The sequence below is a fragment of the Paenibacillus catalpae genome (assembly GCF_900112695.1).
Lineage (GTDB): Bacteria > Bacillota > Bacilli > Paenibacillales > Paenibacillaceae > Pristimantibacillus > Pristimantibacillus catalpae.
The window spans coordinates 99,528-123,352 of record NZ_FOMT01000001.1; the positions used below are offsets into that span (position 1 = coordinate 99,528).

Below are 23,825 nucleotides of genomic sequence, written 5' to 3' on the forward strand. Positions count from 1 at the left end.
AGCAGAGAAGCCCTTTTTGTGCTTGTGCGCGCAGGAAGGAGTCTCGTATGCATCGCATTCTGATTGTTGACGACGAGAGAATAGAACGGGAAGGCATTCGCAATTTGATTCGAAAATTAAAGCTGGAGCTGGATCCCCTGGTGGCGGAGAACGGCGAGGCTGCTCTTCGCATCGTGCAAAGCGAGCCGATCGATATTGTCATTACGGATATCAAGATGCCATTTATGGACGGTCTGGAATTGTCCGAAAAAATCCGGGAGGAACATCCGGATATAGAGCTTATTATCTATAGCGCATTTAATGAATTTGAATACGCAAGAAGAGCTATGCGCGCCAATGTTTCGAATTACCTGTTAAAGCCGATACAGGTGCCGGAATTTCTAACGGCGATTCAGCGGGCAACGGACGCTTGCCTGGAGAAGGAGGCCGAAAGAAAGCGGGAGCTTCAGCTGCTGGAAGGGTACCGCCTGGGCATGGCTTACGAGAGAGAAAAAATGCTGCTGGATGCTATAAACGGAATCAGACCGAATAAGCCCCTCGCAGCTCCTGCAATAGACGAAGCGGTACCGGAGTTCATCCATCTTTTGCTCGTGGAGTGCCCCCGGTTGTTTTTCGATATGTATAATGACGATTTTTTCTCCATGCTCCATGAACGTCTCAATCTCCCCTTCGACTATTTGAACGTGAATGCTAATCAAAGCATTCTATTTGTCCGCCATTCCGCTCCGTTGTCAAGGGAGATACTCCGATCCTTGGCCGAAACGGTCTCCGCAAGCACCTTGGAGCGTTACGGGCAGCAAGTGGGCATTATTGTCGGCGCCGCTGCCGAAGGATGGGATGGCGTTCATCAGGTTTACTGCGGGATTGAGCGTTTGCTGGAGTTCAAGTTTTTCATAAATGAACAAGCGATTTTGTTCGCCGAAGAACATTTCTCCGAATCGTCCTTTGACGAGGCGGAATTACAGACGATTTCGGAAAAAATTTACCAATGTCTAAATTTCAGTGACTTGCGAGGTGCCAAGTACGGGGTCGAGCTGCTGTTTTCCTATTTGAAAACAACGGGTCATTTTTCTTCGCTGTACACGAAATTTTTATGCTCGGAGATTATGAACCGAGTGCTGGTTAAAGAGCAGAAGAAAAGTCTGGCGGTCATTAATGATTACTTGGACAAGATCTCCCGAACGTCTTCCTTGCACGAGCTGAAGGATCTGATGTTTGGCGTCTTCGACCTTGTTGATTCCAGCTCGGGCACCAAGCACAAAGAGGAATCCGCCAATAAGATCATTGAGCAGATCAAGCAGATGATCGAGGAACAATACGATCAGGATCTCTCCCTTGAAGGAATTGCCGAACAGGTCTATCTTACGCCCAGTTATTTAAGCTACCTCTTCAAGAAGGAGACAGGTCAAAGTTTGATTCGGTATATTACGCAAGTACGCATGGACAAGGCCGTGATGCTGCTCAGAGATACGAATATGAAAATTGTAGACATTTGCCAAAAACTTGGTTATCGCAATTCGAACTATTTTATCCAGTCCTTTCGTCAGCATTACGGCGTAACCCCGGCGAAATTCAGAGAAAGAACTCCGTAAAAAAATGGCTCAAATCATAAATATGTGAGATAGAAGGCGTTTGCATAAGGCTGGTATGATGGACACGTTACAAGTTAAATCATTGGAGGTTGGGGCATGAACAGAAAAAAATGGCTCATCTTGCTTAGCATGACGGCACTCCTCGGCATGAGCGCTTGCAGCGGCGGGAATAACGGTCCATCGTCAAATACGGCGACGGAACCGGATAATTCGCAGCCGTCCGCCGAATCCGGCAACGCGTCCGTTACAGACGGACCGTTCACCAAGTATCAGGACACCGTCAAGATTACGCTGGGACGGCAAGGGGTGTCCGGTAACAACTTGCCTGCCGGAGACACGCTGGAGGACAACGAGTATCTTAGATACGTGGAGGAGCGTCTCAACGTTGACGTCCAGTATGAATTCTCGGTTGAAGACCTGAAGGCTTACAATCAGAAAGTTACGTTAGCGATTGCCAGCAACAGCATACCTGACGTCATGATCGTCGACGAGCAGCAGTTCCATCAGTTGGCCAAGGCTAATATGCTGGCGGATCTAACCGACATCTATGAGAACTACGCTTCCCCGTTAATTAAAGAGTACTATAACTCCTATACCGGAGACCGTGTGCTGAACACCGGCAAAATCGACGGAAAGCTGTATGCGCTTCCGAACACGAATATCGACGGGAATTTTCAATTGATCTGGATTCGCAAGGATTGGCTGGACAAACTTCAGCTTGAGCTTCCAAAGACCGTGGATGATGTTAAAGGCATCGTCAAAGCCTTCGTCGAGAAGGATCCTGACGGCAATGGCGTGAAGGATACTACCGGTCTTCTGGGTGATCCGGGGATCGTCGGAGACGGAGGTTTCTTCACCTTTGATCCCCTATTTAACGCCTATCATTCCTATCCTAAAAGCTGGTTTAAGGATGAAGCGGGCAATATCTTCTACGGCTCTACTACGCCGGAGACCAAGGAAGCTCTTGGCGTATTGCGCGAAATGTATGCCAGCGGCCTAATTGATAAGGAATTCCTGACGCGGAAATGGGAAGATAACGCGGGGTTGGTATCGAGCGGACGCGCGGGCATCCTGTTTGCGCCTTGGTTCGCCGGCTGGGCGATGTCCGATGCGGTTAAGGCCAATGAAAAAGCCGACTGGGTACCGTTAGCCGTGCCGCTCGATGACGCAGGGGAGCGCAACGTCGTTCCGTCCGTTCCTTCCGGTTCGTTCCTTGTGGTCAATAAAAACGCGAAGAATCCAGAGGCTGTCCTTAAGATGCTGAACGTGGAATATGAAGGCATTCGCTTGATTGATCCCGCGACCCAGGAGCTTTATAAAGGGCAAGGCGTAGGTTGGCTCAATTACCCGCTCAACCTGCAGCTTGATTTCCAGGATTCGCTTGCCAGAGACATTCCGATCTATGACAAAGTCCTTCAGGACAAGAACAAGAATGATTTACCTGCTCGCATCCTGCCTCGAGTCGAATCGCTTCTGAAGAATCAGGATAATCCGAAGCAGGATATGGCGGCCTATGCGGATTCGCTGGCATTCTATACTGCTGCCGCTGTAACAGGCGCCAAGGAATTGAAACGTATCGAACCTGTTTTCTACGGCAATACCGAAACGATGCTTAAGAGAGGCGCAAACCTGGATAAGCTTGAAAATGAAACATTCTTGAGAATCATTACAGGAGCTTCACCATTGGATGAGTTCGACAAATTCGTCTCAACGTGGAAATCCATCGGCGGGGATAAGGTCGCTGAAGAAATCGCGGAAATAGTCAAACAGAAGTAAGTAGGCCATTTATCGAGTTGTTATTCAGGGGCTGCCAGGAAGATGAGGTGGCCCCCTATTAATGAAATCAAATTTTCGCATGGGTGGAGATGTAATGAGAAATCGCGCTTTTATCCGTAATTACCACATCATGTTGATGCCGGGCATTGCACTGCTTTTCGTGTTCAGTGTCATTCCGATGTTCGGCATTGTAATTGCGTTTCAGGATTTTCAGCCGACGCTTGGCATTTTTCGTTCGGAGTGGGTAGGCTGGGAGAACTTTGAATATATGTTTGCCTTGCCGGACAGCCGCGTTGTTTTTGTGAACACGATTATAATTGCTTCGTTGAAGATTGTATTCGGCATGGCCGTTCCGTTCACCTTTGCTTTGCTTCTTCATGAAGTTATAAATATGAAGTTCAAACGGATTGTTCAGACGATCGTCTATTTGCCGCATTTCATGTCCTGGGTTATTCTTTCCGGCATTATGATCAATTTACTCAGCCTGGATGGCGTCGTTAACCAAGCGGTACATCTTTTCGGCGGAGAACCGATTATGTTTTTGCAGAGCAATAGTTGGTTTAGAGGCGTGCTGGTTGCCAGCGACGTGTGGAAGGAGTTTGGTTTCAACACGATTATTTACGTTGCCGCGCTTACCTCTATCAACACGAATTTATATGAAGCGGCTGCCATTGACGGAGCCAGCCGTTTTCAACGATTGCTATATATTACGATACCTAGCTTGCTGCCAACGGTCATCCTGCTTGCGACCTTGAGTCTCGGGAACGTGCTGAACGCCGGCTTTGAACAAATCCTGAACCTGTATAATCCCATCGTCTATCAGACGGGCGATATTATCGATACTTACGTGTATCGGGCAGGATTACAGGAAATCCAATATGGCTTGGCCACGGCAGTTGGCTTGCTGAAATCTATTGTCAGCTTTCTCCTGATCGCTGTCTCTTACGTGCTTGCTGCCCGCTTCGCCAATTACCGCATCTTCTGACGGGGGACGATTGAAATGATTCGTGGAACGAACCGGTATGCTGATCTGACGATCTATCTCATTTTGAGCGTTATCGCTTTTTTGTCTATCGCACCGATCATAAATACGCTGGCCATTTCCTTTAGCGGCAAAATACCGGCAATGTCGGGGCAAGTCTATTTCTGGCCGGTTGATTTTAATCTTAGCGCATACGAGTCGATCCTTAGAGACCGCAGCTTCTTCCTATCCTTTGGCGTTTCGGTTCAAAGGGTGCTGCTCGGCGGGGCAATCAACTTTATCATTACGGTACTAATGGCGTATCCATTATCCAGGTCCGCCAAGATGTTCCCCGGCCGAAATATCTACATGTGGTTTATCATATTCTGCATGTTGTTTAGCGGCGGGTTGATTCCTTGGTATATGACCATTTCTTCGCTTGGTCTGCTGAATACGATATGGGCGCTCGTGCTTCCTACCGCCGTTCCCATTTTTAATGTGATTTTGCTCATGAATTTTTTCCGGGGCATTCCGAAGGAGCTGGAGGAAGCGGCAAGCATGGACGGAGCAGGTCCATGGAGAATGCTGCTCGTCATCTTTGTTCCGATTTCCTTGCCTGCCTTGGCCACCGTAACGCTATTCTCGATCGTCGGGCATTGGAACGCCTTCTTTGACGGCATGATTCTCATTAATCACAAGGAGCACTGGCCGCTTCAAACCTATATTCAGCAGCTTATCATCAGTGTCAGCTCAATTATGAATACGACGGACCCAGAAGAAATAAGGCGGTTGACGAATATGTCAAGCCAGTTGCTTAATTCCGCCAAAGTTATGGTGTCCATGATACCGATTTTGCTCATTTATCCGTTCCTGCAAAAGTACTTCGTGAGCGGCATCGTGCTTGGCGCGGTAAAAGAATAGAGGAAATCGGCGCTTCGAGTGGAAAGTATGATGGTCGGATTGGCGAAGCCGTTAAGCAGCGTGCATTCCGAATCTGCGAAGCAGGATCATGCACAAAGGGGAAGGGCGGAAATGCCGTTGCTTGCGAATTGGTTCAACTCCATGAAACTAAGGCACAAACTGTTTTTTTCTTATATGGCCGTGATACTAATCCCGCTTACAATTCTAGGGATCTATTCTTATCAGCAGTCCAAAAAGCTGCAGCTGGAGCAGGCTCATATTGTATTGCAAGATAATTTAAGAAAAATCGACGATAACCTGAGCTACAAACTCCAGAGATTTAACTCGGCCATCGAATTAATCAGTTATAACCCGAATTTCTCTCAGATTTTCAATAAGGAATACAACAGTTACTACGAAATGTACATGGATTTGAAGGAAACTGTAGATCCACTTATCAATACCACCACGTCCTTGAACAAGGACATTGAACGGATTGTCATATTCACGGAAAACAACTTGACCCAACGCATGAATTCAATTATGCCGATTGCTTCCCTGGAGCATGAAGAATGGTATAAAGAGGCCATGCAGACCATAGATACGCATTGGTATGCCCGCGATGGCAAGGTTTTCGGAGTAAGGCGAATATTCGGGGATGTTAATTACGAGAAAAAAAACCTTGTTTATGTAGAACTGGTTCCGAGCTTTCTGCCTGGCTCTTTGGATCTCTCCGACATTAAGCAGGCGATAGCGGTAATTACCGATCCCCAAGGAAAAGTTGTATACACGACGGAGCAGGATTCGGGTACAGGATTCGCTGCGGGCAAGCTTGCGGAGATGCAGCATCAGGAAGGGGGCATACCCGGATATATATGGCTGCAGCGCCAGCTAAGAGAATCCAACTGGACGTTGTCTTTGCTTGTGCCCGTCGAGACATTGACGGTCAGTCCATGGAAAATCATTCGGGCAACCTTGATTATCGAGGGCATAAGCGTTGCTGTACTATTGCTCATCATAGGCCTATTCACCCGCGGATTTGTAAGAAGGATTCAGCGCCTGAACCATAAGATGAGACTGGTTGAGGAAGGCACGCTTACGATCAACTTGAAAGTTCATGCAAGCGACGAGATCGGGGAGCTGGAATCCCGCTTCGGCAAGATGCTCGCGAGCATCAACCTGTTAATAGAGGAAGGATACCAGAACAAGATTACCCAAAGAGAGGCCGAATTAAGAGCGTTGCAGGCCCAGATTAATCCGCATTTCCTTTATAATTCGTTGTCGGTTATTAATTGGAAGGCCATTGACGCAGGGGCCGATGAAATAAGCCGGGTGGCAGGTTTCTTGTCCACGTTTTATCGCACGACGCTGAATCAGGGGAAGGACCATATCCTCGTCAAAGACGAATTCTTAAACACGAAATCCTACCTCGAGATGCAATTAATTATGCATGATTACAATTTCGACGTCACCTACGACATTGATGAGGAGATCGTCGAACAGCAAATCATTAAGCTCATTTTGCAGCCTATCGTGGAAAATGCCATCGAGCACGGGATCGACCAGAAGCGAACCGGAAGAGGGGCTCTGCGGATAAGCGGAAAGCTGGGGGAAGACAATAAAACTCTTGTATTCACGATTGAGGATAACGGCCCGGGAATCCAACCTGGCATGGCCGAGATGCTGCTGACAAAGCAGTCCAGAGGTTACGGTCTCCGCAATGTCCATGAGCGGATAAAGGTACAATACGGAAGCCAATACGGAATTACCATTGCCAGCGAGCCAGGGTTTTGGACGAGAGTGAGCATTACTATACCTAAAGATTCGGAGAAGCAGGATGGTGTTTTAAAGTAGCTAACCTGTGGTGAACTGACAAATAAATATAAGATACGCCTGTATGTTACCAAGTTGAAATATGAAACTTGGTATGCTAGTATTGTGTTTAATAATCAAGGGGAGATGATAAGGATAATGTAATATTTCTTGCTATTTTACAAATGATAAAACATAATCTGATTTGTTTTATTTTTTGTTAAGCAAGAAAGTTACTTATTCTTTTCACTCAAATAATATTATCTAACCCATTTTAAATGGGTTGGATTCTGTATTCGTTTATTTGAGCTACAAGAAAGGTAACTTTCTTGTAGCTCTTTATTTTTTATGCGATAGTGCTATGAATTTGAATATAATTTAGTGCTTTTTTTTAAAGGAGGGGCAACATGAGTACAGACACGGTTGTTACACATGATTTACTCCGTATAAGTCGGTTAGTATCCATTCAACTTATACGGAGTAAAAGAGAATAGATGGATATGTGCCGACTTTTTATAAAGAAGTAATGCGTTTATAAAAAGGAGGACTTACGATGTCAATGATTCATGTACAAAACCTGACATTTTCATATCCCAGCAGCTTTGATCCTATTTTTGAAAATGTCAGCTTTCAAATAGATACGGATTGGAAGCTTGGTTTTATTGGCCGCAACGGTCGAGGCAAGACGACTTTTCTCAATCTGCTATTAGGGAAATACGAATACAGCGGTAATATTGTCTCTTCGGTAGAATTCAATTATTTTCCATATCCGGTCACGGATAAAAGCAGACTCACCTATGAAATATTGGAAGAAATATGTCCACAAGCAGAGGATTGGGAGTTTCTTCGGGAGATATCTTATTTAGATGTTGATGCTGAAGTGATGTACAGACCTTTCGAAACGTTATCGAATGGGGAACAAACGAAGGTTTTGCTGGCTGCGCTTTTCTTGAACGAAGGGCAATTTTTATTAATTGACGAGCCGACTAATCATTTGGACATCCATGCACGAAAGATGGTTTCTAACTATTTGAAAAGGAAAAAAGGTTTCATATTAATTTCACACGATAGAAACTTTTTGGATGGCTGCGTTGATCATATCTTATCCATAAACAGAGCCAATATAGAGGTTCAAAGCGGTAATTATTCTTCTTGGAAGCTGAATTTTGATAGACAGCAGGAGCATGAGGAAAAAACGAATGAGCGTTTACAGAAAGACATTGGAAGACTGCAACAATCTTCAAAACGTTCATCTAATTGGTCTAATCAAGTGGAAGCTTCCAAAAATGGTACAACAAACTCTGGTTCTAAATTGGACAAGGGGTTTGTAGGACATAAAGCTGCAAAAATGATGAAACGCGCAAAGAACCTGGAATCAAGGCAAAATAAAGCTATTGAAGAAAAGTCATTGCTGTTAAAAAACGTGGAAAAAACGGAGTCTTTACAATTAGAGCCTTTAGAATGCAAATGCAAAGAACTAATTCAGTTAACGGACGTGTCTGTTAGGTATGATGGTGAATTAGTGAATAAGCCAATAAGTTTTAAGGTTGAAACGGGAGACCGAGTAGTGCTTGATGGAAGGAATGGCAGCGGAAAAAGTAGTATTCTAAAACTAATTCTAGGGAAGCCGCTCCAGCACACAGGTACTTTGAACGTTAGTTCCGGCCTTGTCGTTTCTTATGTACAGCAGGATACCTCTCATTTAAAGGGGAAATTATCTGACTTTATTGAAGAGAATCAGATTGATGAACCGATATTTAAATCCATTCTACGAAAGATGGATTTTGACCGTATCCAGTTTGAAAAAGATATATCCCACTATTCTGGTGGACAAAAGAAAAAATTGCTAATAGCTAAAAGTTTATGTGAAAAAGCTCATTTATATATTTGGGATGAGCCGCTAAACTTTATAGATGTTTATTCACGAATGCAAATTGAAGAGCTTATTAAAAGCTTTAATCCAACAATGGTTTTGGTTGAGCATGACCAGACGTTTCAAGAGGAAGTTGCAACAAAAACGGTACTCTTATAGTTACGTATGGAGAGTTTCATATTGAGTTGCTTGGTCAAGAAGTTCGTACATCCTGAAAAATCGCGTTATCCCATTGGGATAACGCGATTTTTATGTCCATTGATATTGCTTTCAGGTTAACTAGATACACGTTTACTCCCCGAACGCAATTGGACAGCACATAGGTTACGACTTCTGATAGCTGCGGCGGAAGGCGCCGGGGGTAAGCCGTTCCAGCTTCTTGAAGATTGCTCCATAATAGCTGGCAGATTCGAAGCCGACTTGATGAGCAATATCCTGCATCCCGTGCTGCACATTGTCGATCAGCAGTTCCTTGCTCTTGTTGATCCTTACCTGATTGACATAGCTGATGGGACGAATGCCTGTCGTCTTCTTGAACAAATGGCAGAAGTATTCCGGTGTGACGCACATCAGTTCGGCGAGCGTCTGCAAAGTAATCTCTTCGGCATAATGCTGGTCAATATAATCCAGGACCGGCTTTAACCGCTCATACTGCTGTCCGACGGTATCGCTGCCCTCGACAGAGACGCGTTGAATAATCTCGGTCAATAAGGTATAGAGGATAGCGGAGCAGGCGTAATTGTTTAACGTTTGCTCTTGCGGCGTATGGGCAGCTTGCAGCAGCTCCCGCATTCGGGAGAGAAGGTATTCGGGCGATGCGAGCGCAAATACGCATGTGTCTACAATGCCGACTGTTTCAAACAAGCTCGCTGATCCGCTGCCATCGAAGATGATCCAGTCGACTTCCCAGCTTTTCGATAAAGCATAGTATTCGTGCTTCTGGCCGGGGAACAGCAGCATGCCCATGCCTTGTTTGACGATATGCTCCGTTTCGCCTAGCTTGAGCTTGCCCTCGCCACTGCGGCATTGAATCCACTGATAATCCTGAATGCCTAGGTCTCGGCGTATATGCTCCTGTTCATGATGCAGACCAATGCCAAGCAAATAAAAAGGGAGCAGCTTGTCTCGGGCGGAAAGTACCGGGAAAACGCGTTTGGGATGAGGCATGCGGCCAACTCTCCTGATATCTTAATATTGTTATATCGTATTAATTATTTAAGATATTCACTCCAATTAATATAGCATATAATCGCAATATATTGATGAGTAAAGGAGATTACAGGATGACGATCAGGATCGGAATTGATTATTATCCAGAGCAATGGACTCCCGAGCTATGGGAGAAGGATGCAGCGCTTATGCAAGAGACGGGTGTTGCTGTTGTACGGATGGCGGAGTTCGCCTGGAGCCGAATGGAACCGACCGAGGGTGATTATCGGTTTGAATGGTTGGATGAGGCTATAGAAGTATTCGCTGCGCGGGGCATGGAGATCGTGTTATGCACACCTACCAATACCCCGCCGAACTGGATGACAACCCGTTATCCGGATGTGCTGCCAATGGATGAACAACGTCAAATAATCCGGCCGGGCGTGCGTGGACATCGTTGCAACAACAGCTACTCCTTGAGAATGCTGGGCTCCAAATTTATGGAAGCGATGTCTCAGCGTTATGCGAAGCATCCCGCCGTCATCGGCTGGCAAATCGATAACGAGATGCATTACCAGGAATGCCATTGCGATACGTGCAATCGTGCATTTGTCGCTTGGCTGCAGAAGCGTTATTCCAGTCTGGAAGAGTTGAACCGGGAGTGGGGCACGGTTGTCTGGAGCGGGGAGTACAGCAGCTGGGCGGAGGTAACGACGCCGCTTGGTACCAGCAAGCCGATGAATCCTTCCTATCTTCTGGAGTACAAGCGGTTCTGCTCGGACAGCGTAGGTTATCTGCTGGGATGGCAGCTTGAAATTCTACGCAGCAACTGTCCAGGCCAATTCGTGACGCATAACATGTGGCAATACCCGAATAGCCTGGACTATTATGATCTCTACAAAGAGCTGGACTTCGCCTCTGTCGATTATTATCCAAATGAGCTGTATCGCGATTATGGTGATCGGTTTCCGAGGAACGGAGCACTGTCACTGGACTTGGTTCGCGGCATCAAGCGCCGCAATTTCTGGGTAATGGAGCAGCTGAGCGGAGCGCAAGGCGCCTGGATGCCGATTCAGCGCACCCCATATCCTGGACTGATCCGAGCTCGTTCCTGGCAGACAATCGCCCGCGGCGCCGATATGGTCGTCCATTTCCGCTGGCGGAGTGCTGCCGTCGGAGCTGAACAGTTCTGGCATGGGCTTATCGACCATAGCAATGTTCCTGGCCGCAGGTTCAGGGAGTTCGCGGAGCTTACTCGCGAGGTGAACAGGCTAGGGGAACTGCTGGCCGGCTCGACAATCGTTACCCAAGTTGCGATTCTGCATTCGCATGATCAGCATACGGCGCTTACCCTTCAGGCGCAAGCGGAGGGAGGGATGCACTATATGGACAACTTGTCCTCTATGCACAATGCATTTCTGAAAATGGGCGTCGGTACGGACGTTATCAACTGGACGGAGGAGCTCGATGGCTATAAGCTGGTCATTGTCCCTTCCCTCTTTTTGTTAAGTGAAGAAGTAGCACAGCGGCTTGAGCGATTCGCGGCCGGTGGCGGCACGGTCGTCCTCACCAATCGGACAGGCGCAAAGAACATGAGGAATGTATGTGAGATGCTGCCTCTGCCGGGGCTGCTGGCGGAAGCGGCGGGTGTTGTCGTTAGTGAATATGATGCAATCGGCAACAGCGAGCATCGGATTCGGAACGGGGAGGGCCAGACATTCGCTGCGAAGCAATGGTGCGATCTGTTGGAACTGCGAGGAGCAGAACCGATTGCTTGGTATGATAACGACTTTTACGAGGGTGTGCCGGCGGTTACTGTCAATAAGCTTGGTGAAGGTGAAGTGTATTACGTCGGCACTTGGCCGGAGCCATCGTATTTCTATCAGCTATTCGAAGGCATATTGAAGGAAAAGGATTTGGCGCCCAAGCTCCAGCTGCCGGAAGGTGTCGAGCTGTCGATTCGAACGAAGGGTGAGGAGAGCTTCCTGTTCCTGATCAATTTGACGAATGAGCAACGAGAGGTTACTCTTGACGTTCCCTATCGCAGCTTGTTGACGAGCGAGAGATTGGAGCAGAAGACGACGCTGCCAGCTCTGGGAGTAGATATTCTAACTTTATAAGATCAGCGGCTTTTATCTTGGCGAAGGGCTGTCTCACAGGGCTGAATACCTTGAGGGACAGCCCTTCATCGTTGTTAAACAGAAGTGTCGATGGATGCATGTTAAAATGAAAACATTTTCATTCTACGTTTTCCGTCCGGTAATGCTTAGGGGAAGTTCCCTTTACCCTTTTAAACATTTTGGAGAAGAGCAAAGGGTCATTGTAGCCGACGGAGCGGGAGATATCACCTATCGACAGCTCAACGTTCTGCATCATTTCGCATGCTTTATGAATCCTCATACGAATTAAGTATTCCTGGATGCTAGTATTCATTTGTTGTTTGAATAACGAACAAAGATAGCTTCGATTGAGTCCGACAATGCGTGCAATGTCCTCAATGGTAATTTTCTGAGCAAAGTTGGTTTCGACGAATTCCTTCACCTTTTCAACGTATATTTCCGCGCGGCTTTCCCTTTGCTCCGTTGGCGTTACCGGGCCGTATTCCGCAAGCACCGACAACAACAAGTAAAGCAACCCTGTCATTCTTGTTTCTCTCGCTTTATGATTTCCATTTCCATTGGTTTCGGCCATTAACTTCAGATAGTTATAGATTTTATCGTCTTTATCATAGGTGAGGATTGGGGATTCCCTGGTTAATCCTGCTTGCTTGAGGAGCAACTCCGCCAGCGTCCCTTCAAAACCAAACCAGCAATAGGACCAAGGGTTCACGGAATCGGCTTGATAATATGTAATGACATCGGGATAGATTAGAAAGCCCTGACCTTTCTGAAGCCGGTATCTTTTTCCGTCAACTTCGAAAATCCCTTCTCCGCCCAAAATATAATGGAGCAGAAAGTGACTTCTTATAGCCGGCCCAAAAAAATGACTCGGTATACATTCCTCGACGCCAAATTGAGTTAAATACAATTCAGTATGCTGCTTGCTTCGTGGCAAATACTCAATCACGTTAAAACTCCCTTAATCTAAAATATCTAGTATTATAACATAATTAGTGAGCATCATGCTATGTACTAATTATTACGTATTGATATATTATTCCTGTATAGTTGACGAGTCGTTTATTTATCTAAACCAAGCTTAAAGACATATCTATTTTGTGGAAATTACTTTGATTGGATAGCGAGAGGAGAAGAATTTATGGGCATCATTGTTCAAGAAAATACGGGGTTGTTTCACCTGCAGTCTGCCGGCATGAGTTATCTTATTCAAATGGTGGACGGTTATCCGATTCACGTATATTGGGGAGACAAGCTGAAGCACCGGGAACCCATGGCGAATTTATTCATTCACACTCCCGAGACGGCCGGATTGGATCGCTTATTCCAAGAATATCCTCAATACGGGAGCGGAGACTTTCGCAACCCGGCTTATCAAGTAGAGCTTGAGGATGGAACTCGAATTACGGAATTAAAGTACGCGGGGTACAAGCTAATTAAGGGGAAGCCTTTATTAGCTGGACTTCCTGCTGTTTATGCAGAGAATGAAGCCGAAGCAGAGACATTGGAGCTGGAGCTGAAGGATGACTATTCGGGTCTAAAAGTCGTCCTTATCTATACGGTCTTTGCCGGTCGGAATGTCATCGTCCGTTCTGCTCGGTTGAGCAATGAAGGGGGCAAGAAGCTTCGGCTTCTCCGTGCTCTAAGCGCAAGTGTAGATTTCGGTGGCAAAGGAGACTTGGACATCATCTATCTTTCCGGAGCCTGGGCTCGGGAAGGCAATATGACCCGCAGAGCGCTTCATCAAGGTGAGACCCGAATCGACAGCAAGAGAGGCATGAGCAGCCACCAATTGAACCCCTTTTCCGCGTTAGTCACTCCGGAAACGACGGAGCACCATGGTGAAGCTTACGGCTTCAGCCTGATATACAGCGGCGGATTTGAAGCGGTAGCGGAAGTGGATTCATTCGGTTCTACGCGAATGAGCATGGGAATAAACTCCTTTGATTTTTCATGGCTGCTAAATCCATATGAGAGTTTCCAAACGCCGGAAGCCGTTATGGTTTACTCCAAGCAAGGATTGGGAGAGATGTCGCGTACTTATCATCGTTTATACCGGACAAGGCTATGCCGAGGGAAATACCGGGATGAAGAACGGCCGGTTCTAGTCAACAACTGGGAGGCGACTTATTTTAATTTTAATGCCGATAAGTTGGTAGCAATAGCAGATGAGGGAGCAAAGCTAGGCATAGAGCTGTTCGTTTTGGATGACGGCTGGTTCGGCAAGCGGGATTCCGATAATTCATCTCTTGGAGACTGGTATGAGGATCGCCGTAAGCTGCCGGAAGGACTTGCGGATGTGGCAAAACGCATTAATAAGCTGGGTCTTCAATTTGGGCTTTGGTTCGAGCCGGAAATGATCTCGCCTGACAGCGAACTTTACAGAAAGCATCCGGACTGGTGTCTTCATGTTCCTGGGCGCAGGCGCAGCGAAGCAAGATGGCAGCTTGTGCTGGATTATACTCGCAAGGAAGTTCGAGATTACATTTACGACTCCCTTTCAGCAATCTTCTCCAGCGTGCCTGTCTCTTATGTGAAATGGGACATGAACCGCGCCCTGACGGAAATCGGTTCCGCAGTGCTGCCGCCTGAACGTCAATCGGAGACGGCCCATCGCTATGTGCTGGGATTGTACGAGCTGTTGGAACGAATCACCGCGGCATATCCGAATATTCTGTTTGAGAGCTGCTCAAGCGGAGGAGGCCGCTTCGATCCCGGAATGCTCTACTACATGCCCCAAACTTGGACAAGCGATAATACGGATGCTGTAGAACGGTTGAAAATACAATTCGGTACCAGCCTTGTTTACCCAGTAAGCGCAATTGGAGCGCATGTATCAGCCGTTCCTAATCATCAAGTCGGACGGATAACGCCACTTGATTTTCGAGGGAACGTCGCCATGTCCGGAAACTTCGGATATGAGCTTGATCTAACCAAATTCAGCGATGAAGAAAAAGAGATGGTCAAAAACCAAGTCATATCCTACAAGCAAATTCGCGGATTAGTTCAAAAGGGCGACTTGTATCGCCTGAAGAGTCCGTTTGAAGGGAACGAATCGGCTTGGATGTTTGTATCCGAAGACAAAGAGGAAGCCGTCGTATACTATTTCCAAGTGATGGCCGTGCCGAACGCCATGCGAAGAACCTTGCGGCTTGATGGGCTGAATCCGGAACTTGAATACGAAGTGTGGTCAGGTGACCGTGGAGAAAAGTCTAGCTATGGGGGAGACAGGCTCATGCAGTTGGGACTGCATCTTGCTTATCGGCAGAAAGACTATGAAAGCGGATGGTTCAGACTTAAAGCAGTTAAGGAAGGGTAAGGCTAGCTCCATTAAGAGAACTATGCAATTGATTAATGCCCCTTTTTTATTGAAAAGGGGCATTTTGCGCGCAACGGATAAATGAAAGCGCTTAGGAGGGTACAACATGTTTTTTATCCGAGTAATGAATGACATGAAAATGAAGAAGAAGCTGGCAATTACGTTCATTTCGGTAGCCGTTCTTCCCTTATTGCTATGCGGCATATTTCTGACAGGGAAGCTTAAGGAAATCGTCATTAAAGACACCTCTATGCAAGTATCCGCCAATGTTGAGCGCGTCCAGAAGCGTACGGAAGAGCTGATTAGAGTACCGCTCGACATCTCGTATCGGCTAACCAATGATAACCGGATGAAAAAGGTGGCCGGCCAAAAGTATGACAGTTACGTCGAAGTCATTAAGACATATCAGGAATATACGGATATTCGCGACTATCTTCAGCTGTACAAAGAAATATCCGGCATCCGTGTTTATGTCGCGAATCCAGGAGCGCTTAACAATTGGGAATTTATCCAGCCGGATGAGACGATAGCCAATCAATTTTGGTACCAGGAAGCCATTTCGGAGAAAGGACTCGCCGGCTGGAATTTAATCACCGATGAACGAAAAGGCGCCGAGTATCTCAGTCTGATTCGCGCATTTTCATTGGACACGCTGGAGCCAAAAGGAGTTCTGGTCATTAATGTAGACAAGCAGCAGTTAAGTTCAATTCTCGATCAAGAATCTTTCCCAACCCTGATCGTGGACAACCGGAATCGGATCGTCGCGTCCAATAAGGCTGATTTGTTCGGGAAAAATCTTTCTGAGATCCATGCCGATGAGACTATACTTTCCAGTCAGGAAGGAAGTTACAAAACGTTGGTTAACGGTAAAGCGTCCAAAGTAGTAATCGCAAATCTGAACCCGGAAAACAGTTGGAATGGACTTCGTATCATTTCCATTTTTTCTGTCTCCGAAATCACCCGTGATGCCAATCAAGTGATTCGCTTAGGTGTAGTCGTGATGACGGCCAGCCTGCTCTTTGCGGTCTTGCTTATTTATGCTTCCGCTTCGCTATTGTCCAGAAGGCTATTACGGTTAAGCAAGCATATATCGAAAGCGGGATCGGGTTCTTTGGAGACGTTTATTCATATTGACGGAAAAGACGAAGTTGGGCTGCTGTCCAAGCAATTTAATGCGCTCGTCAGAAACGTCAAGCAATTGATTCAGGAGGTCAAAGAAACAGTCGATCAGAAAAACCTTATTGAGCAAAGACAAAACGAGATCAGGTTCAAGATGCTTGCGAGCCAGATTAATCCGCATTTTCTGTTCAATTCTCTGGAGTCGATCCGGATGGAAGCCCATATTCGCAAGCAGGATGATATTGCCGAGGCCGTATGGATGCTGAGCAAGCTGCTGCGCAGCAGTCTCGAGGCTGATAACCGCAGAATTTCGCTGCGAGAAGAACTTGAGCGGGTGCGTTGTTATCTTGATATTCAGAAGTTCCGGTATGAGGACCGTTTGAATTACCGCTTGACCATTGACCCGGAACTGGAGGATATGCCGGTACCGCCGTTGATTATTCAGCCTTTGATAGAAAATGCTATTGTTCATGGTTTGGATTACGATGCAGAAGGAGCTGTCATTGACCTAGAAGTGAAGAGAATTCCAGGGGGAGTACAAGTTAAGGTAATTGACAACGGAGCGGGCTTCACGGCTGATCGGCTGGTTAAAGTACGGGAGGAGCTGACTGCATCCGTGCATGATCAGGAGGGACAACGAATCGGACTGCGTAATGTAAACGATCGGCTCGTCTTGCTGTACGGGCCATCCAGTGCCTTAAGTATTGAGAGCGAACCCGGGAACGGCGCTTGTATCACGTTTTTTATTCCCGGAGGTGAACTTAAATGATAAAGGTCGTTATCGTAGACGATGAACCGAAGCTCAGGAATGGCCTTCAAACATTGATCCCATGGGAAAGCCTCGGCTTTACGGTTATGGCTGCTGCAACGAATGGCAAAGAGGCATTAAGCGTTATCGAGGAGGTAAATCCCGATGTCGTCATTGTCGATATCCGAATGCCCATTATGGATGGGCTGCAAATGATTCAGCACCTGACAGCCGCCGGCCGTCATTTGCATTTTATTATTCTCAGCGGATATGCCGATTTCGAGTATGCAAAACAAGCTATCAAATACGGTGTTGCCGGCTATCTGGTTAAACCGGTGGACATCCGCGAAATGTCGGCAAGTTTACAGCGGGTACGCGAGCAGATTGAAAAAGAGCGCCATCAGGCGGAGCTAAGTCAGACAGGGGGGGTAAACAGAGAAGCACACCTGCATAGCTTGCTGCTCTCTCATGAAAACATCGAAGATCCTGATAAGCGGATAAACAAGACAAAGGAAGCGGGTCTGCTGTGGAGCGGGTATGAAGTCGTCGTCGTCTCCCCGCGTATTTCCGATGAGGAGCAATTTACTGCGCTAAATCAGCTTTCGGCTGGGCTTAAGCCGATTATTGAGGGGCGGAATAAAGGGGTTGTAACTATCCTTCCTCCTTATACGGTCATTCTTCTTCATGAGCCTATCCGCGGGAAACAACGGCGCGAGGATTTATATAACGAGATCAGAAACGCATCGGGCGGTCTTCGGTTCGTCGCTGCATCGGGAGGGGGAGTGTCTGTACCCGAAGAAATATGCAGCTCTTATTTAAAAGCCCGGGAAGCTTTGAAGCAAGCCTTTTTCAGCGAGAAGGACCGGCTTCTTGGACCGAACTCTCCCGCTCTTCTCCCATTACCGGAGTCATTGGGGATGACCGCAGATAACGCAGAACGATTGGAGGAATTGATTTTCAAACTTTATTACAGTTTGGATATAGGCAACCAGACCATGATTCTTCCCTTGTTGAATGAAGCCGCAAGCCTATTTCTCATGCAGGGGCAAGGGGAGAAAACGGTCAAGGAATCGTTCTTTTTTCTGTCCAATGCGGTAGTCCATAAGCTGACTGCCGGAACCCGTATGGAATCAAAAGAAACGGAGGCGTTATCCCGTTTCTTGAACGGGATATTCCAGCATGAAAATATTCATGATCTTGTGGAGAATATAAACCGTTTCCTGCTTGCGTTTGCGGAGGATACGGAACATGGGGGCAAGGAGCAGGAATTTAAGAAAATGATCGACTTTATGAATAGGCATTATGCTGACAATCTGAGGCTGGATACATTAGCCGGTCTGTTGAACTACAGTACCGCTTATTTGGGACAGCTGTTCAAGAACAAGACGGGGGAGTATTTTAACACTTATCTGGACAAGGTCCGCATTCAAAAAGCTAAAGAGTTTCTAAGCCAGGGCATGAAGGTCTACGAAGTGGCTGAACGCGTTGGTTATGCGAACGTCAACTACTTTCACGGCAAATTCAAAAAGTATGAAGGCCGCTCCCCTTCGGATTATAAGAATCTATAATTTGTGGATGATTTTCTCCGAAATCCGTTGTATGGGCCTCGTCCCCACTCTGATTTAAGATGGAGTACAGAGAGGGGAGAAGCGATGAAAACACATACGCTTAATGCAGAAAACGCATTCAAAAAGTCGCCAAAGATTGCTTGGAAGGTCTTTAAAAATCAGCAGTATCTATACTACATGTCTATTCCATTCGTACTCTGGGTTTTTGTCTTTCAATATCTGCCTCTATGGGGATGGACAATGGCCTTCCAGAAATATCGGCCGGGAGTCGGCTTTTTTGAACAGAAATGGGTAGGGCTGGAGCATTTCCGCGTCTTGTTCGGGGACGAGCATTTCTACCAAGTGCTAAGGAACACGCTGGCTATGAGCCTGATGGGCATGATCGCCGGATTTATTGTACCGGTCGTTTTCGCCCTGCTGCTCAATGAGGTCCGTGTTCAGTTTATGAAGCGCTTCGTTCAAACCGTCTCCTATCTGCCGCATTTTGTTTCATGGGTAGTGGCTGCGGGCATTGTCACGAAAATGCTTTCGACAGACGGCGGCGTCGTGAACGACCTGCTCATGGGCTTGCACATTATCGAAGAGCCCATTCAATTTATGGCAAAAGGGAATTTATTTTGGGGAATTGTAACGAGTGCGGATATATGGAAGGAAACGGGATGGAGCGCCATTATTTATCTTGCTGCCATCGCCGGGATCGGTCCCGAGCTGTATGAAGCTGCACGAGTGGACGGCGCAAGCCGGATTCAGCAGATGTGGCATATTACGCTGCCGGGTATCCGACCGACAATTATCGTCCTGTTGATTATGTCCATTGGTCACCTGCTTGGCACTGGATTCGAGAAACAATTTCTGCTCGGGAATCATCTGGTCATCGATTACTCTGAAGTGCTTGATTTGTATGCGCTTAATTATGGCTTGGGGATGGGACGCTATTCCTTCGGAACAGCGATTAATATCTTCAACTCCGTGATCAGCCTGATCCTGTTGTTTGTTGCTAACGGAATATTTAAGCGTTTTACGAGCGAGAGCATTATGTAAGGAGGAAGGATGGCATGGGGCTTAAGGCAAAGTCTGCGCAGGATTTACTATTAGAAGTATTTGTTTATGTTTTCATGGCTTCGGTAACCGTTCTAACAATCTATCCCTTCTTAAACGTGCTGGCTATCTCCTTTAACGATTCGGTAGATACCATCAGAGGGGGGATCACGATTTGGCCGAGGGAATTCACGCTGCGAAATTATGAATTGATATTCACCTTTGGAGGTCTAATCACAGGATTCAAAATTTCCGTTCTGCGGACTGTCATTGGAACCGTAGCTGGCTTGATCAGCGGCTCAATGCTGGCTTTTACGCTATCGCGAGGTGATTTTAAAGCAAGGAGATTCATATCCGCCTTTCTTGCAATTACGATGTATGTTTCAGGTGGCTTGATACCGGGTTTTATCCTGATTAAAGATCTGCATTTAATTAATACGTTTGCTGTCTACATTTTGCCGGGTCTCGTAAGTGCGTTTAATGTCTTTGTCATAAGGTCTTTCATTGACGGGCTGCCTTTTGCTCTCCAAGAATCGGCTAAGTTAGACGGCGCCAACGACTTCACCATTTATTGGCGAGTTATTCTTCCTCTCTGCAAACCGGCGTTAGCAACCGTAGCGCTCTTCCTGGCAGTTGGGCAATGGAATTCTTGGTTCGATACTTATCTATTTAACGGTTCCAACGAGTCGTTAACAACCCTTCAATATGAATTAATGAAAATTTTGCAAAGCACGACCACAAGCGCGACCAATTCACAAGATGCTGCCAATATGGCCCAGCGCTTGTCGCAAGTTTCGCCGGAATCCGTAAAAATGGCCATTACGATTATCGTTACGGTTCCAATTCTTGTTGTTTATCCTTTTCTGCAAAGGTATTTCGTTAAGGGAATGACATTAGGTGCCGTAAAAAGTTAATTCCATCGGTGTGTCCAGGCATTGCCTGTATCATACAAATTACATTTTTATTCATAAGGGGAGGCTTCGTTTCATGGAAGCAAAAAAGAAAAAGATGGTCGTATCATCCATTTTGGCGCTGTCCTTAATGGCAACGCTTGCTGGGTGCAGCAGTGGAAATGATGGATCGTCCGCGGCAGAAGGAACCCAAGCAGAAGGAAATTCTGCGTCTGGGAAGGAACCCGTCACGCTTACTTATTTTTCGGAAGACTCCAGCACGAACTGGAATAACATGCAGGATGAAGTCGGCAAGATTATTACGGAAAAGACCGGCGTAAAATTGGATGCCGAATTTGCCGTTGGTGATCCGGTACAGAAGATTTCTCTGATCGCAGCAACGGGAGATTATCCTGATTTGATCGCTGCAAAGGCGGATGTTGGCAAACTTGTCGAGGCTGGAGCTATTCTAGACCTGACGGAATTGATCGACAAGTATGCACCAAACATCAAAAAGATGTTAGGCGATAAACTGGTTCGAACAAAATACAGCCTGGACGATCAAGCCATCTACGCTATACCAACCTGGTCTTCCGTTGAGGAGAAGAAATTCAAAGCCGATGGAGGATTTGAACTCCAGCATCGCGTCGTCAAGGAAGCAGGTTATCCGGAAATTCGTACGGTAAAAGATTTCGAGAAAGTGATTCAAGATTATATTACCAAGCATCCGACAGATGAAAACGGCAACAAAAATATCGGTTTCTCTCTGAACGCCGATGATTGGCATATGTACCAGGTAACCAACTCGGGGTTCCAGACGACCGGTGGACCGGATGACGGCGAATACTACATCGATCAGAAAACGTACCAAGCGACTTATCATTTCCGCCGTCCGGAGGAAAAAAAATACTTCCGTTGGCTGAATCACATGAACGACATCGGCTTGCTCGATCCGGAAAGCTTCGTGCAGAAGACGGATCAGTTCAAGGCGAAAGTAGCCTCGGGCCGGGTTCTTGGCCTAGCCGATCCGGAATGGGACTATGGCGACGGACAAAACGCTTTGAAGACAGCGGGCAAATTCGATCAAACCTACGGTCATTATCCGGTTACGATGAGCAAGGAATACAAGGATACAAGCTTCTGGCCAGCCGGCTTTGATGGAGGGTATGGGATCTCGATCTCCAGCAAAACCAAGGATCCTGTACGAGCTATTAAGTTTCTCGATTTTCTAGCATCGGAAGAGGGACAAATCCTTAGTAACTGGGGAATTGAAGGAGAGCATTATACCTTAGAAAACGGAAAACGCACAATTATACCGGAAGTGCAGGAACAGATGAACAAAGACGGCGCTGCTTTCCAAAAGAAATCGGGTATTGGACTTTACTGGAACCTGATGGTACATTACGGCGATGGCATCAAGGATTCAACCGGAAATTATTTTACCCGCAATTACCCGGAGTTGCTGACAGCCAATTATAGCGAGCCGGAAAAGGAAGCCCTGAAGGCCTATAATGCTGAGCATTGGAAAGACTTATTCCCGAAAGAAGAAGAATTCCAACCGAGAGCATACGGAGCGGCATACACGATGTCCCTTCCAAATGACGACCCGGCTATTATCCTGGGGGCCAAGATGAAGGATATTACGTGGAAGCGTATTCCGGAAGCGGTCATGTCCAAGCCGGAAGACTTCGACAAGATTTGGGATGCCTATATGGCGGAGCTCGAGAAGGCAGGCGTTAAAGAAATGGAAGAGTCTTATACCAAGCACATCCAAAACCGGATCAAGCTGTGGTCTTCCAAGTAATTTATTTTGAATGAGAAGTTATGGCCGTTCTCCATCCCGGCGGAGGGGGAACGGCCCTTTTTTTATGCACTGTAATCCGTTCTGATTTATTTTAATGCCGAACTTATACCTAACGAGGAAGTGACCCGTGGAAAAACCGATCTCTGCAATGACACCTTGCAATCCGAGTGCTATCAACGAAGTAAAAGCAGTACTAGAGTACTTAAGGGGGATAGCTGGCAAAGCTATTATTACCGGTCAACACACGCAAACCAATTTGCAAAAGGAACTCCAGTACATCGAAAAGGTTACGGGAAAGCTTCCAGCGCTTTGTGGCTTTGAGCTGTTAAGTTATTCGCCGAATATTAATTATGAAAACAGCAGTGCAGAGTGCCTGCTTGAGATTGATGAGAACCGAAGCACGCTTGACCGGGCTTGGGAATGGGCAGAACGAAAAGGCTTGATCACCTTCACCTGGCATTGGTTCTCTCCTTTTGGTAGCTGGGATAAGGGATTCTATTCGAGTAATACAACATTTGACGCCTCCAAGGCTGTAATAGAAGGAACGGAGGAGTATAAGGCGTTGATTTCCGATATGGATCATATGGCGGATATCTTGAAACCTTTCTGCGAGAAGAGAATTCCGATTCTGTGGAGACCCTTCCATGAAGCCGAGGGGGAATGGTTCTGGTGGGGTCACAAAGGCCCGGAGGTCGCTAAGCAGTTGTACCGCATTATGCATGACCGATATACACGCGTTCATGCTCTGAATAATCTGATCTGGGTCTGGAACTCACCTTTGGCGGAAGGATATGTGGGTGATGACGTGACTGATGTGATATCAAGAGACCTGTACCCGCCGAAACATACGCATACGGATCTGAAGCCCGAATATGAGGAGCTTATTCGCATAACCGCAGAACCGAAGTTAGCTGCATTAGGAGAGATTGGCGTGCTGCCAGGCATAAATCAACTCTCGATAACTAGAATCCCGTGGGTTTGGTACATGACCTGGTCAAATGATTTCGGATCGACCGCAGAGTGGACTTCCAAGGAGGAATTACTGCAGGCGTACCATCATGAATATGCAATTACACTCGATAAATTACCCGCATTGTATTAATCCAGTTTGAGTACTAAACAGGCCGTCTCCGAATTACCGGAGACGGCCGAATTTCTT

General features: G+C 46.7%; 16 protein-coding genes. 14 read left to right on the forward strand and 2 right to left on the reverse strand.

Features of this window, described 5'->3' with window-relative positions; all coding sequences use genetic code 11:
• The first annotated feature begins 47 nt into the window (after positions 1-47).
• The 6 genes from BM200_RS00345 to BM200_RS00370 all read left to right on the forward strand — a co-directional run bounded on the left by BM200_RS00345 (position 48) and on the right by BM200_RS00370 (position 9,073).
• Complete coding sequence (locus BM200_RS00345; RefSeq protein ID WP_091180035.1) at positions 48-1,592, forward strand: response regulator transcription factor; 1,545 nt, start codon at positions 48-50, stop codon at positions 1,590-1,592.
• A 96-nt stretch (positions 1,593-1,688) separates the two neighbouring features.
• Entirely contained in the window at positions 1,689-3,368 is a 1,680-nt protein-coding gene (locus BM200_RS00350; RefSeq protein ID WP_091180038.1) for an extracellular solute-binding protein, read from the forward strand.
• Between the two features lie 94 nt (positions 3,369-3,462).
• Complete coding sequence (locus tag BM200_RS00355) at positions 3,463-4,353, forward strand: ABC transporter permease (RefSeq protein ID WP_091183371.1); 891 nt, start codon at positions 3,463-3,465, stop codon at positions 4,351-4,353.
• Between the two features lie 15 nt (positions 4,354-4,368).
• The gene (locus tag BM200_RS00360; protein ID WP_091180040.1) at positions 4,369-5,250 is read left to right on the forward strand and encodes a carbohydrate ABC transporter permease; all 882 of its coding nucleotides are present in this window, start codon (positions 4,369-4,371) and stop codon (positions 5,248-5,250) included.
• A gap of 27 nt (positions 5,251-5,277) precedes the next feature.
• Entirely contained in the window at positions 5,278-7,083 is a 1,806-nt protein-coding gene (locus BM200_RS00365) for a sensor histidine kinase (protein ID WP_245772923.1), read from the forward strand.
• Positions 7,084-7,594: 511 nt separating this feature from the next.
• Positions 7,595-9,073 carry an Lsa family ABC-F type ribosomal protection protein gene (locus BM200_RS00370; RefSeq protein ID WP_091180044.1) on the forward strand — a complete coding sequence of 493 codons (1,479 nt, stop codon included), beginning with the start codon at positions 7,595-7,597 and terminating at the stop codon, positions 9,071-9,073.
• A gap of 165 nt (positions 9,074-9,238) precedes the next feature.
• On the opposite strand, the gene BM200_RS00375 is transcribed toward BM200_RS00370, so the two are convergent.
• Positions 9,239-10,081, reverse strand: coding sequence for an AraC family transcriptional regulator (locus BM200_RS00375; RefSeq protein ID WP_091180047.1), 843 nt, complete (start codon positions 10,079-10,081; stop codon positions 9,239-9,241).
• A gap of 116 nt (positions 10,082-10,197) precedes the next feature.
• Here BM200_RS00375 and BM200_RS00380 point away from each other — a divergent pair, with 116 nt between their 5' ends.
• Positions 10,198-12,183, forward strand: coding sequence for a beta-galactosidase (locus BM200_RS00380; protein ID WP_091180049.1), 1,986 nt, complete (start codon positions 10,198-10,200; stop codon positions 12,181-12,183).
• Between the two features lie 118 nt (positions 12,184-12,301).
• On the opposite strand, the gene BM200_RS00385 is transcribed toward BM200_RS00380, so the two are convergent.
• On the reverse strand, positions 12,302-13,129 hold the full coding sequence (locus tag BM200_RS00385; protein ID WP_091180052.1) for an AraC family transcriptional regulator: 828 nt from the start codon (positions 13,127-13,129) through the stop codon (positions 12,302-12,304).
• 192 nt (positions 13,130-13,321) lie between these two features.
• Here BM200_RS00385 and BM200_RS00390 point away from each other — a divergent pair, with 192 nt between their 5' ends.
• The 7 genes from BM200_RS00390 (at position 13,322) to BM200_RS00420 (ending at position 23,768) form a co-directional block, all read left to right on the forward strand.
• A complete protein-coding gene (locus BM200_RS00390; protein WP_091180054.1) occupies positions 13,322-15,499 on the forward strand; it encodes an alpha-galactosidase in 2,178 nt (725 codons plus the stop codon).
• Between the two features lie 106 nt (positions 15,500-15,605).
• Positions 15,606-17,387 (forward strand): cache domain-containing sensor histidine kinase, encoded by a 1,782-nt coding sequence (locus BM200_RS00395; RefSeq protein WP_091180057.1) that lies wholly within the window; start codon positions 15,606-15,608, stop codon positions 17,385-17,387.
• Positions 17,384-18,934, forward strand: a complete 1,551-nt coding sequence (locus BM200_RS00400) for a response regulator transcription factor (RefSeq protein ID WP_091180058.1) — start codon at positions 17,384-17,386, stop codon at positions 18,932-18,934. The genes BM200_RS00395 and BM200_RS00400 overlap by 4 nt, the downstream gene beginning before the upstream one ends.
• Before the next feature lie 84 nt (positions 18,935-19,018).
• Entirely contained in the window at positions 19,019-19,975 is a 957-nt protein-coding gene (locus tag BM200_RS00405) for an ABC transporter permease (RefSeq protein ID WP_091180061.1), read from the forward strand.
• 14 nt (positions 19,976-19,989) lie between these two features.
• On the forward strand, positions 19,990-20,886 hold the full coding sequence (locus BM200_RS00410; RefSeq protein ID WP_091180064.1) for a carbohydrate ABC transporter permease: 897 nt from the start codon (positions 19,990-19,992) through the stop codon (positions 20,884-20,886).
• A gap of 271 nt (positions 20,887-21,157) precedes the next feature.
• On the forward strand, positions 21,158-22,666 hold the full coding sequence (locus BM200_RS00415; protein ID WP_425434530.1) for an ABC transporter substrate-binding protein: 1,509 nt from the start codon (positions 21,158-21,160) through the stop codon (positions 22,664-22,666).
• Between the two features lie 127 nt (positions 22,667-22,793).
• Positions 22,794-23,768, forward strand: coding sequence for a glycosyl hydrolase (locus tag BM200_RS00420; protein WP_245772834.1), 975 nt, complete (start codon positions 22,794-22,796; stop codon positions 23,766-23,768).
• Positions 23,769-23,825: the final 57 nt, after the last annotated feature.

Bases quoted from the DNA above. Each gene is read 5' to 3' on its own strand.
- BM200_RS00375 (WP_091180047.1), bottom strand. From the start codon at position 10,081: ATGCCTCATCCCAAACGCGTTTTCCCGGTACTTTCCGCCCGAGACAAG.
- BM200_RS00410 (WP_091180064.1), top strand. From the start codon at position 19,990: ATGGGGCTTAAGGCAAAGTCTGCGCAGGATTTACTATTAGAAGTATTT.
- BM200_RS00400 (WP_091180058.1), top strand. From the start codon at position 17,384: ATGATAAAGGTCGTTATCGTAGACGATGAACCGAAGCTCAGGAATGGC.
- BM200_RS00355 (WP_091183371.1), top strand. From the start codon at position 3,463: ATGAGAAATCGCGCTTTTATCCGTAATTACCACATCATGTTGATGCCG.
- BM200_RS00405 (WP_091180061.1), top strand. From the start codon at position 19,019: ATGAAAACACATACGCTTAATGCAGAAAACGCATTCAAAAAGTCGCCA.
- BM200_RS00395 (WP_091180057.1), top strand. From the start codon at position 15,606: ATGTTTTTTATCCGAGTAATGAATGACATGAAAATGAAGAAGAAGCTG.
- BM200_RS00415 (WP_425434530.1), top strand. From the start codon at position 21,158: ATGCAGGATGAAGTCGGCAAGATTATTACGGAAAAGACCGGCGTAAAA.
- BM200_RS00345 (WP_091180035.1), top strand. From the start codon at position 48: ATGCATCGCATTCTGATTGTTGACGACGAGAGAATAGAACGGGAAGGC.
- BM200_RS00380 (WP_091180049.1), top strand. From the start codon at position 10,198: ATGACGATCAGGATCGGAATTGATTATTATCCAGAGCAATGGACTCCC.
- BM200_RS00360 (WP_091180040.1), top strand. From the start codon at position 4,369: ATGATTCGTGGAACGAACCGGTATGCTGATCTGACGATCTATCTCATT.
- BM200_RS00370 (WP_091180044.1), top strand. From the start codon at position 7,595: ATGTCAATGATTCATGTACAAAACCTGACATTTTCATATCCCAGCAGC.
- BM200_RS00350 (WP_091180038.1), top strand. From the start codon at position 1,689: ATGAACAGAAAAAAATGGCTCATCTTGCTTAGCATGACGGCACTCCTC.
- BM200_RS00365 (WP_245772923.1), top strand. From the start codon at position 5,278: ATGATGGTCGGATTGGCGAAGCCGTTAAGCAGCGTGCATTCCGAATCT.
- BM200_RS00390 (WP_091180054.1), top strand. From the start codon at position 13,322: ATGGGCATCATTGTTCAAGAAAATACGGGGTTGTTTCACCTGCAGTCT.